Source organism: Halorubrum sp. AS12 (assembly GCF_051122765.1).
GTDB lineage: Archaea > Halobacteriota > Halobacteria > Halobacteriales > Haloferacaceae > Halorubrum > Halorubrum trapanicum.
In genome coordinates this window covers 1,838,073-1,853,171 of record NZ_CP185385.1, presented here as the reverse complement: position 1 = coordinate 1,853,171, position 15,099 = coordinate 1,838,073, and the positions used below count along the sequence as shown (strand labels likewise).

Here is a 15,099-nt window from a genome sequence, read left to right as displayed (position 1 = left end):
GGGGGCCGCGCCTACGGAGGGCATGGAGTCGCTTCGCGATCTGGGCCTGTCGAGCTACGAGGACCGGGCGTACCGCGCGCTGCTCGCGCTGGGGACCGGGACCGCCGCGGCCGTCGCCGACGAGAGCGAGGTGCCGAAGGGGCGTATCTACGACGCGCTCGGCGGCCTCGAATCGCGCGGACTGGTCCGCGTCCAGACCGACCGCGAGCCAAAGCGGTACGCGCCCGTCGAGCCGGCGGTCGCCGTCGACCGCCTTGTCGAGGCGAAGCGGCGGGAGCTACGGCAGCGGATCGAGACGTACGAGTCGGGCAAGTCGGAGCTGATCGACCGACTGGCCGACGCCGAGACGACCGACGACCAGTTCTGGACCGCTGCGGTCGGCGCCGACGACTCCCTCGACCTGCTCTTCGAGCGGATCGACGCCGCCGAGGAGTCGATCGTCGTCGTCGCCACCGACGTCTCCGCGCAGTTCGACGTCGACCGCGAGGGACCGGAGCTTCTCGACCGGCTCCTCGGCGTCGTCCGGAGCGGCGTCGACGTCTCCGTGCTGCTCTCGCCGGACGTGTTCGACGACGCGCGCGCCGCGGTCGATGAGGACCGCGCGACGCTGACGATCGCGCAGGGACCCTTCGAACTGCGTATCACGGACGACGCGTACGGGAACTTCTACCTCATCGACGGCGAGGAGGTGTGTCTGGAGGTCGCCGACCCGCTTGCGCCCGACCGGCTGTTCGGCATGCTCGACTTGCGCGACCGCGGGTTCGCGACCCGCGTGAGCGACGGGTTCGAGGCCGCGTGGGCCGAGGGAACCGTCGTCGACGAACTGTGAGGTTTCGCGGCGGTCGAGAACCGATCGACGTGCGCGTTCGCGGCACGTGAGAAAGCCGCGGGGAACGACGGCTCTCCCTCACCCGTATCCGCCGGTCGATCCCCTTTAGTTATCAGTTCTGAGACTCGCGGCGCGCAGCTTTATCACCCCGCGTCCGTACCGTCGGTAGAACTGACCGTGACCCTCCGCCCATCCGACACGTCGACGCGCGGCCGCGACGCCGACGAGGGGGAGTCCCCCGACACCGACGACCGATCCGCGGTCGACGCGCCGAGCGGCGCCCGAGACGGAGCGGCCCGCCCGGAGGACCGCGCCGAGTCCGGGCCGCCGTCGGTTCCCCCTGCCGACGGCGACCGGTCCTCGGGGGACGTCGACGTAACGCCCGCGAAAGGCGCGGCGCGTCCCCACGAGGCCGATCGCTTCCTCCTCGCCGTCGCCGTGGACGGCGAGGTGCTGTTCGCCGGGCCGTCGGTGCCGGACGTCGTCGGCGTGGCGCGCGAGGACCTCGTCGGGAGCGACCTCCTCGACCGCGTCCACCCGAGCGACCGCGAGCCGGTGGCGGACGCGCTGTCGGCGGTCGCGACGAGCCGGACGGTCACCCACCGGATCCGGCGTGCGAGCGGCGGCTACGCGTGGGTCGAGTCCGTCGTCGATGAGGAGCTGGCCCCGGAGTTCGGCGGGCGGATCGTCACCGTCCGGCAGGTCGACACGGACCGGACATTCCCGGAGCGCTACCGCGCCTTCTTAGAGTACGGCAGCGATCTGGTCACCGTCGTCGACGACGACGGGCTGGTCGTCTACGAGAGCCCGTCCGTCGAGGAGGTGCTCGGCTACGAGCAGGGGTCGACGGTCGGCCGCTCCCCGCTCGGCTACGTCCACCCGGACGACCGCGAGCGCGTGACGGAGCGGTTCTACCGCGCGCTCAACGAGCCGGACGCCTCCCCCACCCTTGAGTACCGCTACCGCACCGCGGACGGCGACTGGGTCTGGCTGGAGTCGCGGACCCGGTCGCTGCCGGCCGACAGCCCCGTCGGCAAACTGCTCATCAACGCCCGGGACGTCAGCGAGCGGAAGGAGCGCGAACGGCGGCTCACCGACCGAAACGAGCGGCTCGACCGCTTCGCGAGCATCGTCTCGCACGACCTCCGGAACCCGCTGTCCGTGATCCGCGGCTCCATCGAGATGGCGCGGCTGCGCGGCGAGACGGAGCCGCTCGAACGCGGCGAGCGCGCCGTCGACCGGATCGACCAGCTCGTCTCGGAGCTGCTCACCCTCGCGCGACAGGGGACGGGGATGGACGAGCCGACCGAGTTCGCGCTCGCGAGCGTCGCCCGCGACGCCTGGGAGACCGCCGCCGAGGGCGACGACGACGCGGAGCTGGTCGTCGCCCGCGACGCGCAGGTGTGCGGCGACCGCGGCCGGGTGCGACAGGCCCTCGAGAACCTGTTCCGCAACGCGACCGAACACGCGAAGCCGGACGGCTCGGCGGCCGAACTCCCCAACGGCGGCCCGGAAGCGATCGCCGAGTCCGAGACCGACCCGACCGGCGGCGGCGAACCCGACCCGACCGAGGGCGGCGAACCCGACCCGACCGAGGGCGGCGAACCCGACCCGACCGAGGGCGGCGAACCCGACCCGACCGAGGGCAGCGAACCCGACCCGACCGACGACCCGCTCACCGTCCTCGTCACCGCCACCGACAGGGGGTTCCTCGTCGCTGACGACGGCACCGGGGTCGACCCCGGGGACCGGGAGTCGGTGTTCGACTCGGGGTTCACCACCCGGGCGGACGGGACCGGCTACGGACTGGACATCGTCCGCGAGGTGGTCGAGTCGCACGGCTGGAGCGTCGAGCTTCGCTGCGAGTCCGAGGGTCCCGTCGGTCTCCCGGACGGGCGGCGGCTCCGACCGCCCGAGGGCGCGTGCTTCGAGGTGTGCGCCCCCGGTCCGGCGGAGGCCGACCCGGACGAACCCTGGATCGACGGGTGAGAGGCTGGCCGGCGCACCACCGACGCGGTTCCGACCCGGCGCGTTTATTCCCCGCGACCGTCAACCCGGCCCGTGAGCGTCGCCGACGTGACGATCCGACAGGCCGAGCGCGCCGACCTCCTCGCGGTGGTCCGGATCGAGCGCGCCTGCTTTACGGACCCGTGGCCGCACGACGCCTTCGAGCGGCTCTTGGACGAGCCGGCGTTCCTCGTCGCCGAACGGGCGGGCGCGGTCGTCGGGTTCGTCGTCGCCGACCGGACGCCGAACCACGGCCGCGACATCGGCCACGTCAAGGACCTGGCCGTCCACCCCGACACCCGGGGCGAGGGGATCGGGCGGACCCTCCTGCGGTCGGCGCTGGCCCGGCTCCGCGCGACCGGGGTGGCCGTCGCGCGGCTGGAGGTGCGCGAGGGGAACGACCCCGCTCGGTCGCTGTACGCCGACGAGGGGTTCGACCCGATCCGGCGGGTGGGCGGCTACTACCCCGACGGCGAGGACGCGCTCGTGCTCGTCGTCGACCTCGCGGCGTGGGCCGAGGGGGAGGCGTCTGACCGGGGCGCCGACGACGGGTCGGGGGAGCGGTAACGTTCCGCACGCCTATCGGCTCGTTGCGCGGGGTTTGACAAGGCTTAGTGTGCGGGGGACCGACTCGATGGGTATGAGTTCGGTTCCCGAGCGGTCCGAGATCGACGCCGAGTACAAGTGGGACCTCGACGGCATCTACGCCGACGACGAGGCGTGGGAGGCGGCCCGCGAGACGGTCGCCGACCGGATCGACGAGCTGCGCGACTACGAGGGGCGCGTCACCGAGGACGCCGCGACCCTGCTCGAACTGCTCGAACTGCGCGAGGAGATCTTCCGCGAGCTCCAGCAGGTGACCACGTACGCCCGGCTGCGCAGCGCCGAGGACACGCGGAACCAGGAGTACCAGGCGATGTCCGCGCGGGCGTCGTCGCTTGGCTCCGAGGCGTCGAGCACGATCTCCTACCTCGAACCGGAGCTCCAGACGCTCACGGAGTCCGACGTCGAGGCGTTCGTCGACGACGAGCCGGCCCTCGCCGAGTACGAACACTACCTCGACGACGTGCTGCGGAAGAAGCCGCACACGCGGTCGAGCGAGGTCGAGGAGGTGCTGGCGGACCTCTCGGAGGTCACCGACGCGCCGAGCGAGATCTACTCGATGCTGACGAACGCCGACATGACCTACGGCGTCGTCGAGGACCCCGACGGCGAGGACGTCGAGATCACGCAGGCGAACTTCACGAAGCTCCAGACGAACCCGGACCGCGAGTTCCGCGAGCGCGTCCACGAGACGTTCTACGACGAGTGGGAAGGCGTCCGCAACACGGTCGGCACGTCGCTGGAGAAGGCGGTCCGCGAACACGTCACGAGCGCCGAGATCCGCGACTACGACTCCGCGCGCGCCGCCGCGCTCGACGGCTCGAACGTCCCCGTCGAGGTGTACGACACCCTCGTCGACTCCGTCGACGACAACCTCGACGTGCTCCACCGCCACGCGGAGCTGAAAGAGCAGGCGCTCGGCGTCGACCAGCTCCAGAGCCACGACCTCTACATGTCGCTGACGGGCGACCAGGGTCCTGACGTGGAGTACGAGCAGGCCCGCGAGTGGGTGATCGAGGCGGTCGCGCCGCTCGGAGACGCCTATCAGGAGCGGCTGGCCGAGGGGTTAGAGTCGCGGTGGGTCGACGTGTACGAGAACCGTGGGAAGCGCTCGGGCGCGTTCTCCTCGGGCACGTACGACACCCAGCCGTACATCATGATGAACTACCAGGACGACATCGCCTCGATGTACACGCTGGCCCACGAACTCGGCCACTCGATGCGACTCGGAGCTGGCGGGCGACGCCCAGCCGTGGCACGACGCGAGCTACGAGATCTTCGTCGCGGAGATCGCCTCCACCGTCAACGAGACCCTGCTCACCCACCACCTGCTCGACACGGTCGAGGACGAGGAACTGCGGACGCACGTCCTCGACGAGTACCTCGAACGCTTCCGTTCCACCCTCTTCCGCCAGACGATGTTCGCCGCCTTCGAACAGCGGATCCACGAGCGCGTGGAGGCCGGCGACGCGCTCACCCCCGACGCCTTCGACGAGATGTACGCCGACCTCAAGGGCGACTACTACGCGCCCGCCGACCTGACGGGCGGCATCGAGCGAGAGTGGCAGCGCATCCCGCACTTCTACTACAATTTCTACGTCTACCAGTACGCGACCGGCATCTCCGCCGCGGCCGCCATCGTCGAGCGCGTCCTCGACGAGGGCGAGTCCGCGGCCGCCGACTACCGAGAGATGCTGAAGGCGGGCGGCTCCGACTACCCCCTCGACGTGGTCGAACTCGCCGGTATCGACATGGCCTCGCCCGACCCGATCGAGTCCGCGGTCGGGATCTACGACGAGTACCTCGACGAGATCGCGACGCTGCTCGATCTGGAGTAGGTCGCTCGACCGCGGTCTGACGGACTTTTACCTTATAAATAGATCCGCGGTGGCGCGTGCCTGCGAGCGGCCGCCCTCGGCGGCCGCGAGTCGCGAGGGACCGGAGGTCTCTCTGGCAGCCGGCGCTCCGCGCCGGCGACAGCACGCGCGAGGGAGTCGGTGGCCGGAGCAACGCGGAGGACCACCGACGAGGCTGGGGAGGCGTGAGGTGCTGTGCGGTCGGGTGGGACTCAAAGGGGCAGCCGCGAGGACGAAGCACGGCGTAGTAAGCACCGCAGCGAAGGAGCGATAGCGACTGAGCGAGGAGCGCAACAAGCCGCGCGAGTCCTCGCGGCTGGGGCTTTGGGGGTGTTCTCCGCCGATCCGCAGTTGCTCATTTATAAGCAAACGGCTGGGGATTTGGCGGTGTTCCTGACCCCGTTGAAACCGCTGGTCGCTGGAGAGGGCGGGGCGTTCACGCCAGAATATCTTTGTGAGCGGGGACTGAGACCCGCCTGTGCCCCGCGATCTGACGACGCGTCGTGCCAGCCCGTCCGATGCTGCCCAGATCTATCAGGTGATGCGTCGGAGTCGAAACGAAGCGTTTGGCGGAATACTCCCGCCAGCGGCGCTCGATTGGGATGCTGAGAGCTCCGACGGCTTCCGCGAGTTCGTACGGGCGACCGTCGCACACGAGGAGAAAGTCATCGTGGTCGCCGTCAGCGATGCCACGGTCGTCGGCGTCGCCGAACTCTCCTGGGAATCGGAAGACACCGCGGAGTTCGTCGAGGCGTCCGAGGCGGAGCTGAAGGCCATTCACGTTCGGCCCGCCGAGTGGAACGAGGGAATCGGCACGGGACTCATCGAGAAAGCGGTCGCCACGCTCCCGGCAGACGTGAGCGGGGTCGCTTGCTGCGTCCTCGTAGAGAATCAGCGGGCCCGAGCGTTCTACGAGCGCCGAGGCTTCGAGCGAACCGGAACGACCACCACGACGCACGCCGGGGACCGGTTTACCGAAGCCGTGTATCGCCGTCCGCGTGAAACGGATCTCCGAGACGGCTGAACGATGCTCACCGTCCCGGCACCGATTTACCGCCCCCCTGCCACACACCACGTAATGGACGAACGCGTACGCGAGCACGCCGCGGTGCTCGTCGACTGGAGCGCGCGGGTCGAGACCGGCGACGACGTCGTCGTCAGCGTCGCGGAGGACGCCCACGAACTGGGCGTCGCGGTCGCCGAGGCGCTCGGCGAGCGCGGGGCGAACGTCACGACGCTGTACGGTTCCGACGAGGTCTCGCGCGCCTATTTAAAAGGCGTCGAGGCGAGAGTCGCCGGCGAGGGCGACGACGGCGATGGGAACGACGACGCCGCGGTCGACGCCGACGACTTCGACTCGGACCCGGCGGTCGACCGCGCGATCTTCGAGGCCGCCGACGCCTACCTCCGGATCGGCGGCGGGCGCAACACCACCGCGACCGCGGACATCGACCGCCCGACCCGGCAGGCGTACGCGAAAGCCCGAAAAGGGGTCCGCGAGGCGCGGATGGACACCGACTGGGTGTCGACGGTCCACCCCACCCGCTCTCTCGCCCAGCAGGCGGGGATGGCCTACGAGGAGTACCAGGAGTTCGTGTACGAGGCCGTCCTCCGCGACTGGGAGTCGCTCGCCGACGAGATGGCACGGATGAAGGAGATCCTCGACGCGGGCGAGGAGGTCCGGATCGTCACCGAGCGCGACGACGCACCCGACACCGACGTGACGATGTCGATCGCGGGCCGCACCGCCGTCAACTCCGCCGCCTCCGTCGCGTACGACTCCCACAACCTCCCCTCGGGGGAGGTGTTCACCGCCCCCTACGACACCGAGGGCGAGGTCTTCTTCGACGTGCCGATGACCATCGACGCGACCCGGGTCCGGAACGTCCGCCTCTCGTTCGAGGGCGGCGAGGTCGTCGATTTCTCGGCCGAGGCGGGCGAGGACGCACTCGCGGACATCCTCGACACCGACGACGGCGCCCGGCGGCTCGGCGAACTCGGTATCGGGATGAACCGCGGCATCGACCGCTTCACCGACTCGATCCTCTTCGACGAGAAGATGGGCGACACCGTCCACCTCGCGGTCGGCCGCGCCTACGACGCCTGTCTGCCCGACGGCGAGTCCGGCAACGACAGCGCGGTCCACGTCGACATGATCACGGACGTGAGCGCCGACTCCCGGATGGAAGTCGACGGCGAGGTCATCCAGCGGGACGGGACGTTCCGGTGGGAAGAGGGGTTCGAGGGGTAGCGCGAGCGGGGGACTCGGCCGCGTCTCCCGCGCCGTCGCCGCCTACTCGGTCGCGACTACTCCGTCGCCGCCTCGATGGCGGCCTCTAAGTCGGCGACGATGTCCGCGGGATCCTCGATACCGACCGACAGGCGCACCATGTCGTCGGTGACGCCGGCGGCCTCCTTCTCCTCGTCCGTCAGCTGCTGGTGGGTCGTCGACGCCGGGTGGATGATCAGCGTCTTCGAGTCGCCGACGTTCGCGACGAGTGAGGCGAGGTCGGCCTCCTCGACGGTCGCCCGCGCTGCCTCGTAGCCCGCCTCCAGTCCGAAGGTGAGCATCCCGCCGTAGCCGCCCTCCAGGTACTCGCTCGCCTCCTCGTGGGTCTCGTGGCTCTCTAAACCGGGGTAGTTCACCCACGCCACGTCCTCGTGGCCTTCGAGGTACTCCGCGACGACGCCCGCGTTCTCGCAGTGGCGGTCCATCCGCAGCGGGAGCGACTCCGTCTGCTGGAGCGTGTTCCACGCGTCGAACGGCGACTGCTGGTCGCCCAGGTCGCGCAGGCCGCGGGTGACCGCCGCGAACGTGAACGCCGCGTCGCCGAACCGCTCGGCGAAGTTGATCCCGTGGTACGCGGGGTTGTCCTGCGCGATCTCCGGATACTTCTCGGCGTGCTCGGCCCACGGGAACGAGCCGCCGTCGACGACGACCCCGCCCACCGTGGTGCCGTTGCCGGTGAGCCACTTCGTCGTCGACTCCCAGACGAGGTCCGCGCCGTGGTCGAGCGGCCGGCAGAGGTACGGCGTCGCGAACGTGTTGTCGACGAACAACGGGACGCCGTGGTCGTGTGCGATCTCCGCGATCCGCTCGATGTCGGGCGTGACCAGCGCGGGGTTCCCGATGGTTTCGAGGTGGACGTAGGCGGTGTCCTCGTCGATCGCCTCGGCGTACCCCTCGTAGTCGAGCGGGTCGACGAAGCGGGTCGAGATCCCGCGGCGCTCGACAGAGTGGGTGAGGTAGGTGTAGGTGCCGCCGTACAGCGCCGACGACGAGACGATGTTGTCGCCCGCGGACGCAAGCAGGAACGTCGTCACGTCGAGCGCGGCCATGCCTGAGGCGGTCGCGACCGCGCCGACGCCGCCTTCGAGGGAGGCGATCCGCTCTTCGAGGGCGGCGTTAGTCGGGTTCATCAGCCGAGAGTAGACGTTGCCGGCCTCTTCGAGGGCGAAGAGATCGGCGGCGTGGTCGGCGTCGTCGAACTGGTAGGCGGTCGTCTGGTAGATGGGCGTCGCGCGGGCGCCCGTGGTCGGGTCAGCGTCAGACCCGGCATGAACGCTTCGCGTGCTGAACTTTCGGCCGTCGTCCCCGTTGTCGGATGGCATGGACCCGTGTTTCGCCGCTGCGTAGTTAAAGCCGGCCGGCGTCCGCGGGCGTTTCCGGTTCCTCGGATATGCCGAACCGGTTCGGGTGGCGGACGCGGAGGGTCGACGAGAGCGGTGACTCCGGCGTCGCCGGAGGAGAGATCGGCGGGCGCGACGCGGTCGGGAGCCGAACACGTGCCAACCGTTAACAGCGTCGGCCCGTAACTCCGCGTATGGGAACACAAGGTCCGCGCGGCGAGTCCGCCGAGATGGAGGAGCTGTTGGCGGAGATCCCGGACGGGGTCTGGCAGTACCTCGCGCTCGGCGTCGCCCTCCTCGTCGGCGTCGCCCTCCTCGGGCAGAGCCTCGTCTACGGCGTCGCGGCGCTCGCGGTGCTTCTGGCGGCCGTCACGGTCGTCAGCGCCGTCGAAATCGTCGACGCCTACGACAAAGAGGCGCTCACCGTCTTCGGCGAGTTCCGAAAGCTGCTCGAACCGGGCGTCCACCTCATCCCGCCGTTCGTCTCGCGGACGTACGCGTTCGACATGCGGACCCAGACAATCGACGTGCCGAGCCAGTCGGCGATCACGCGGGACAACTCCCCGGTGACCGCCGACGCGGTCGTCTACATCAAGGTGATGGACGCGAAGAAGGCCTTTCTGGAGGTCGACGACTACAAGAACGCCGTCTCGAATCTCGCCCAGACCACCCTCCGCGCCGTCATCGGCGACATGGAGCTCGACGACACGCTCTCGCAGCGGGAGCTCATCAACAACCGGATCAACGAGGAGCTGGACGAACCCACCGACGAGTGGGGGATCCGCGTCGAGGCCGTCGAGGTCCGCGAGGTGAGCCCCTCACAAGAGGTCCAGCGCGCGATGGAGCAACAGACCGGCGCCGAGCGCCGCCGCCGCGCGATGATCCTCGAAGCGCAGGGTGAACGCCGCTCCGCTGTCGAGCAGGCGGAGGGTGACAAGCAGTCCAACATCATCCGCGCGCAGGGGGAAAAACAGAGCCAGATCCTCGAAGCGCAGGGGGACGCCATCTCGACCGTCCTCCGCGCCCGCTCCGCCGAGTCGATGGGCGAGCGCGCCATCATCGAGCGCGGCATGGAGACCCTCGAAGAGATCGGCAAAGGCGAGTCCACCACGTTCGTCCTCCCGCAGGAGCTGACGAGCCTCGTCGGCCGCTACGGCAAGGCACTCTCCGGCTCCGATGTCCAGCAGATGGAGGGGCTGGAGGGCAAGGAGTTCGACGAGGAGACGGAGAAGCTGCTCGGGCTGGAGGACATCGAGAGCGCCCTCGAACAGCTCGACACCGTGGCCGACAGCGACCTCCGGACCGACGAGACCCGGGACGCGGACACGGCCCGCGACGTCGACCTCGACCGGCAGGAGGCGGAGACCCGCGAGGCCGACCGCGACATCGAACTGGAGACCGAAAGCGAGCGACCGGGAACGTGACCCCGACTCACGGCCGTCACACGTCGTCGACGGAGAAGATCAGCGCCACCGCGGTCGCGCCGCCGGCGCCGCACGGATCGCTGACGTTCCCGGGCCCGAAGACGTCGACACCGAGGCGGACCGGGACATCGATCTGGAGTCGGAGACGGAGTGACTGAGACGGGAGGCGGGCCGGCTACGAGTAGCGATCAGCTCTCACAGGCTCTACACTCGAGAATATCTCGACTGAATTTCTGTGCGGCGTTCACGCTGTGTTGATAGTAGAGGCTCTTGACTCCCTTCTTCCAAGCTTCTATGTAGAGCTGATTGATCTCCTTGACGCTCACTTCGCTCGGATCGATCGAGACGTTCACGCTCTGTGCTTGGTCGATGTGTTTCTGTCTCTGTGCTGCCTGGTTGATGATCGCCATCTGCGGTATCTCGGCGAACGTCTTGAACACCTCCTTCTCTTCGTCCGTCAGACACTCGAGATGTTGAACGCTCCCGTCTTTGTTTGCGATGCTGTCCCAGACTTCCCGGGTGTCTTTGCCCTTTTCCGCCAGTATCGCCTGAAGGAACCTGTTTTTCTGCGTCGACTTTAGCTTCGCACCGTCTCGGACGAAGTAGTTCGATTTCAGCGGCTCAATGCTCGGACTGACCTGGCCCAGAATGACGCTGCTCGATTTCGTCGGAGCCACGCTCATCGTCGTCGTGTTCCGCCTGCCGTAGCCCTCGAGAACCTCCGGCTCCCCGAACTCATCGGCAAGCGCTTCGCTCGCCTCGTAACTCCGCTCTTTGATCGTCCGGAACAGCTCCCCGTTCTTCTCCATCGCCTCCATGCTGTCGAAGGGGATCATGTTGCTCTGGAGGTAGCTGTGCCAACCGAGGACGCCGATCCCTATCGCTCTGTGTCGCTTCGCAAACCGCACGGCCCGGTCCATGAACTGTACTCCCTCCGTGCGCTGGATGAACTCCTCCATCACGGCGTCCAGGAACCGCGTCAGTGTCTCCACTGCGTCGGTGTCCTTCCATTCGTCGTAGTGGAGAGCGTTCATACTTGAGAGACAGCAGACGAAGCTCTCGTCCTCCGTGGCCGGGAGCGCTATCTCGGTACACAGGTTGGACGCGTTTATCTGGTACCCCTTGTCCTTGTAGACCTGTGGCTTCCCCTCGTTCATGTTCCCCCGGAAGATGATATACGGAACGCCGATGTTGATCCGGGCCTCGATGATGTCCGCCCAGGTCTCTCGCTTCTCTTCGTCGCCGTCGATCATCGCCTGAAACCAGTCGTCACCGATGATGACGCCGTAGTAGATGTCCTGTACCGGGTCCCCTTCGGTTTTGATATTGAGCCATTCTTCCAGATCATCGTGTTCGACATCGATGTAGCCGGCGAACTGCCCCCGCCGGGTTTCGCCCTGGCTGATGACGTTGATGATCGTATCGAACAGCTCTGTGAAACTGTAACTCCCGTTGCTCTTGCCGTTGTTCGTTATCGGACTGCCCCGCGGCCGCAGATCACCGAAGTACCCGCTCGTGCCTCCGCCCTGCTTGGTCATCTCACCCACCTCAGCTTGGGTGTAGAGAATACTCTCTATGTTATCCTCCATGTAGCTGCCGAAGCAACTGATAGGAAGGCCTCTGTCCAGTCCGAAGTTCGACCATATCGGGCTGGCGAGACTGTAGAAGCCGCGGCTCATGTACTCGTAGAACTTGTCCGCGAAGCCCTCCTCACCCAGGATCTCTTCGGCGCGCTCCGCTATCTGTCTGATTCTCTCTTCCGCTTCGACGCCCTCAAGCAGGTATCCCTCTCTGAGAAACTCCCTACTGTCCTCGTTCAGCCAGTAGAACGGTTCTGTATGTTGTTCCGCAACGCTGTCGAGTGCTGTTTGTGCCATTGTTAGAACATGTCCTCGGCGGTAACGCTCTGCGTGTGTTTGTTGTACGTGGTCGACCGCTTGCTGAAGAAGTCGTTATCCTTCGTCATCATAATGTCCTCATCGAACCAGCGCGTCTCCTCAAGCAGGTCATCGTCCGTCTCGAATATCGGTTCCACGCCGACGTTTTCGAGGCTCTGATTGAATCGGTCTCGCAGAAACGCGTCGACATGCGCTCTGGGAAGGAACTCCAACTCCCCGTCACCGAATATCCAATCCAGGATCTCCACCTCTGCCTCGTAGGCCTGCTGACACGCTTCTTGGACATCTTCCTCGAATTCATCATCGAAGAGGTCCGAGTTCTCCTCTCTGATCGTTTCCACCAACTCGACCCCGAACAGACCGTGAATCTGCTCCTCTTTGCTGGTGGCTTCGACAGCGTTCGCTATCCCCTTGAACTTCTTTTCGTGCTTGTCGAAGCTCGTCATTATGAGGAACTGGCTGAACAGCGATACGTGTTCGACGAACGTACTGAACAGCAGGATGCTCATCACGTACTCCCGTTCGTCGTCACTCTCGCTCTTCTCTAGATACTCATCGAGATACTCGATCCGCTTTTTCATCGCCGGCTCCTCAGTTACCTGCTCGAAATCGTCCGTGATTCCCAAGACATCGAGTAGGTGACTGTAGGCGTCCATGTGCCGCACCTCGCTTTCCGCAAAGGTCATTCCCACATTCCCGACCTCGGCTTTGGGCATCTCCTCGTAGATGTCCGACCAGAACGTCTTCACCTGCACCTCGATCTGCGCGATAGCCAACATCGTCCGCTTGATAACGGTCTGCTCAGCGGGAGACGTGTTGACCTTAAAGTCTTGGACATCTCCGTCGAAATTAAACTCCGTGTGTACCCAGTAGCTGTTCCGGATCGCCTCGACGTAGTCGAGAAACTCGCTGTACTCGTAGGGTTTCAGCTGTGTTCTCTCCGAGAAGATATCCGTCTCTATATCTGTGCCTGTACTGGCGTTCGTGTTTGCGTTTTCGCTTTCACTCATCGTTGGCCATCTCAAACGTGACCGATTGCGTTGGATTGCCGCTGCCACTGTCTACATCAGTCTGGTGAGTCCGACCGCTGTCGCTCGGGAGACGGTCTTACAGCGTAACGTGAGGTTAGCCGTGTGAACCGTATCGGACCACACAGACTCCACTGTTATAAGTATTACCAACAAAATTGTAGTACAACAAGTTCACTTTCATACGAGGGGAGCGGAGCCGCTCCTCCGATCCACGAACGGGCGGTGCCGAGACGGGGACTGAGCGGTGATCCCCAGTTACCGGTGGTCGCTACGGTACCCAACTGGCGGCGTCAAGCCCCACGTTAGTCTAATTGCGAGGGCTCCGCCGAGCAGTTGGGCGAGAAGCGCGAATCCGGAGCCGGGCGCGAGCGAGAGACCGACGAAACGTGAGACTCGGACAACGTCGACCTCGCCAAGCAGGAGGCGGCGACCCGCGAGGCCGACCGCGACATCGAGCTGGAGACCGAACGCGAGCGGCCGGGCGATCGATCGGCTGGCAGCGCGGTCGACGCAGCGGGAGACAAGCGAGGGCAGCCCCGGGTCACGGCCGCCAGCGCTCGGGGTCGACCGCCCAGAGGAGGGCGACGGCGACCGCGCCGCCGACGCCGCCGCCGACCAGCGAGAGGGGGTCCGAGGCCCCCGCCGCGAGCGCCGCGAGCAGCAGGACCGACCCGGCGAGGAGGGCAGCGGTGTCCTCCGTGGTGGTCGCGCGGACGACCGGTGCGACCGTCGCCCCGACGACGGTACCGAGCGCGATCTCGCCGCGCCGCCCGGTGATCGCGGCCGAGAGCGTCTCCAGGTCGACGAGCGCGGGGAGGACCGCCGCGGGCGCGGCGAGGGCGCCGGCGACGACCGCGAAGGCGGCCATCCCGCCGAGGGCGGGCGCGAGAAGCGTCGCGCGTGCCGAGAGGTCGGCACCCGCGAGCGCGGCGACGCCGCCGACCAGAAGCACCGACCCGACCGCGAGGAGGGGCGGCGTGGCGATGAAGGAGTACGGCGTGGGGGCGATGAGCGATACGGAGTCGGTCGCCGATTCGGGAGGAACCGTGGGCGCGACGGAAACGGTAGCCGCGAACACGGCCACGGCGGCGACGAGGAGGGCCGATCCGAGGAGGCGACTGCGGAGTGACATAGACGGTCGGACGCGTTCCGACCACAAAACGATCGCGGGACGGAGTCGCGGCCGGGGTCGCGCTCGGCGCGCTGAAGAAGCCCCGACAGTCACACCGTGACGCCGGCGCGACCGCCGCCGATGGAGACGATCACCCGCTCCGGCGGCCCGCGCTCGTCGGTGAGTCGTATCAGAAGCGTCTTGACGACCGGATCCTCGGTCTCGACCTCGCCGCGGACGCCGCCCTGGTCGACGGCGATCCGGAGAGAGTGGTCGCCCGTGCGACTGATCCCGCCGAGTCGGAGTTTGGCCTCGGGCACCGTGAGCCGCTGGGCGATCACGAGGATCGCGTCGCCGCCGTCGCCGACGAACTCCGTGCGCTCAACGAATCGCCGAGACTCGGTTGCCTCGGGCTTGAGGGCGCCCCGAGCCGCCGAGGCGGACCGGAACGAGGCCGCGTGCGTCAGCAGTTCTTCGGGGCGTGCGAGGACGCTGCGGCTGTCGACCATCGGGTTGCCGTCGACGTACCGGCTCCGCACGCCGAGGTCGCGGGGGGTCGAGGCGGCGACGTCGTGGAGGCGATCGACGCACCCGGCGGTAGCGAGGGAGAGTGCGCCGGCGACGACCGCGCGACGATACATATGCCCGACTGTGACGCAGCGAGGTAAAAACCCCGCCCCCACAGTGACGCGGACTGAGAATCGGATCGG

11 protein-coding genes and 1 pseudogene are annotated in these 15,099 nt (G+C 67.2%); 7 read left to right on the top strand and 5 right to left on the bottom strand.

Translation table 11 applies throughout. The annotated features are described in order from the left end of the window. Positions 1-22 precede the first annotated feature (22 nt). The 6 genes and pseudogenes from ACODNG_RS09265 to ACODNG_RS09240 all read left to right on the top strand — a co-directional run bounded on the left by ACODNG_RS09265 (position 23) and on the right by ACODNG_RS09240 (position 7,546). A complete protein-coding gene (locus ACODNG_RS09265; protein ID WP_434521076.1) occupies positions 23-829 on the top strand; it encodes a TrmB family transcriptional regulator in 807 nt (268 codons plus the stop codon). Positions 830-1,006: 177 nt separating this feature from the next. Beyond that, positions 1,007-2,818 carry a PAS domain-containing protein gene (locus tag ACODNG_RS09260; protein WP_434521075.1) on the top strand — a complete coding sequence of 604 codons (1,812 nt, stop codon included), beginning with the start codon at positions 1,007-1,009 and terminating at the stop codon, positions 2,816-2,818. A 72-nt stretch (positions 2,819-2,890) separates the two neighbouring features. Continuing rightward, on the top strand, positions 2,891-3,403 hold the full coding sequence (gene rimI / locus ACODNG_RS09255; protein WP_434521074.1) for a ribosomal protein S18-alanine N-acetyltransferase: 513 nt from the start codon (positions 2,891-2,893) through the stop codon (positions 3,401-3,403). 73 nt (positions 3,404-3,476) lie between these two features. Further along, positions 3,477-5,277 (top strand): annotated as a pseudogene (pepF, locus tag ACODNG_RS09250) (oligoendopeptidase F). Positions 5,278-5,773: 496 nt separating this feature from the next. After that, positions 5,774-6,319 (top strand): GNAT family N-acetyltransferase, encoded by a 546-nt coding sequence (locus ACODNG_RS09245; protein ID WP_434521073.1) that lies wholly within the window; start codon positions 5,774-5,776, stop codon positions 6,317-6,319. A gap of 54 nt (positions 6,320-6,373) precedes the next feature. Then, positions 6,374-7,546: an aminopeptidase gene (locus tag ACODNG_RS09240; protein WP_434521072.1), complete on the top strand. Its 1,173-nt coding sequence runs from the start codon at positions 6,374-6,376 to the stop codon at positions 7,544-7,546. Positions 7,547-7,602: 56 nt separating this feature from the next. Here ACODNG_RS09240 and ACODNG_RS09235 read toward each other — a convergent pair whose 3' ends face one another. Continuing rightward, on the bottom strand, positions 7,603-8,907 hold the full coding sequence (locus tag ACODNG_RS09235) for an O-acetylhomoserine aminocarboxypropyltransferase/cysteine synthase family protein (protein WP_434521071.1): 1,305 nt from the start codon (positions 8,905-8,907) through the stop codon (positions 7,603-7,605). Positions 8,908-9,119: 212 nt separating this feature from the next. On the opposite strand from ACODNG_RS09235, the gene ACODNG_RS09230 reads away from it, so the two are divergent. Beyond that, the gene (locus ACODNG_RS09230) at positions 9,120-10,349 is read left to right on the top strand and encodes an SPFH domain-containing protein (protein WP_434521070.1); all 1,230 of its coding nucleotides are present in this window, start codon (positions 9,120-9,122) and stop codon (positions 10,347-10,349) included. Between the two features lie 188 nt (positions 10,350-10,537). On the opposite strand, the gene ACODNG_RS09225 is transcribed toward ACODNG_RS09230, so the two are convergent. From ACODNG_RS09225 to ACODNG_RS09210, 4 genes are all read right to left on the bottom strand, one after another. Further along, positions 10,538-12,226 (bottom strand): ribonucleoside-diphosphate reductase subunit alpha, encoded by a 1,689-nt coding sequence (locus tag ACODNG_RS09225; RefSeq protein ID WP_434521069.1) that lies wholly within the window; start codon positions 12,224-12,226, stop codon positions 10,538-10,540. 2 nt (positions 12,227-12,228) lie between these two features. Next, positions 12,229-13,257 carry a ribonucleotide-diphosphate reductase subunit beta gene (locus tag ACODNG_RS09220; RefSeq protein WP_434521068.1) on the bottom strand — a complete coding sequence of 343 codons (1,029 nt, stop codon included), beginning with the start codon at positions 13,255-13,257 and terminating at the stop codon, positions 12,229-12,231. A gap of 562 nt (positions 13,258-13,819) precedes the next feature. Then, positions 13,820-14,410: a hypothetical protein gene (locus ACODNG_RS09215; protein ID WP_434521067.1), complete on the bottom strand. Its 591-nt coding sequence runs from the start codon at positions 14,408-14,410 to the stop codon at positions 13,820-13,822. An 89-nt stretch (positions 14,411-14,499) separates the two neighbouring features. Next, positions 14,500-15,030 carry a hypothetical protein gene (locus ACODNG_RS09210; protein WP_434521066.1) on the bottom strand — a complete coding sequence of 177 codons (531 nt, stop codon included), beginning with the start codon at positions 15,028-15,030 and terminating at the stop codon, positions 14,500-14,502. Positions 15,031-15,099: the final 69 nt, after the last annotated feature.

Coding starts and splice junctions, on each gene's coding strand:
- ACODNG_RS09220 (WP_434521068.1), bottom strand. CDS start 13,257: ATGAGTGAAAGCGAAAACGCAAACACGAACGCCAGTACAGGCACAGAT.
- ACODNG_RS09210 (WP_434521066.1), bottom strand. CDS start 15,030: ATGTATCGTCGCGCGGTCGTCGCCGGCGCACTCTCCCTCGCTACCGCC.
- ACODNG_RS09225 (WP_434521069.1), bottom strand. CDS start 12,226: ATGGCACAAACAGCACTCGACAGCGTTGCGGAACAACATACAGAACCG.
- ACODNG_RS09240 (WP_434521072.1), top strand. CDS start 6,374: ATGGACGAACGCGTACGCGAGCACGCCGCGGTGCTCGTCGACTGGAGC.
- ACODNG_RS09230 (WP_434521070.1), top strand. CDS start 9,120: ATGGGAACACAAGGTCCGCGCGGCGAGTCCGCCGAGATGGAGGAGCTG.
- ACODNG_RS09235 (WP_434521071.1), bottom strand. CDS start 8,907: ATGCCATCCGACAACGGGGACGACGGCCGAAAGTTCAGCACGCGAAGC.
- ACODNG_RS09215 (WP_434521067.1), bottom strand. CDS start 14,410: ATGTCACTCCGCAGTCGCCTCCTCGGATCGGCCCTCCTCGTCGCCGCC.
- ACODNG_RS09265 (WP_434521076.1), top strand. CDS start 23: ATGGAGTCGCTTCGCGATCTGGGCCTGTCGAGCTACGAGGACCGGGCG.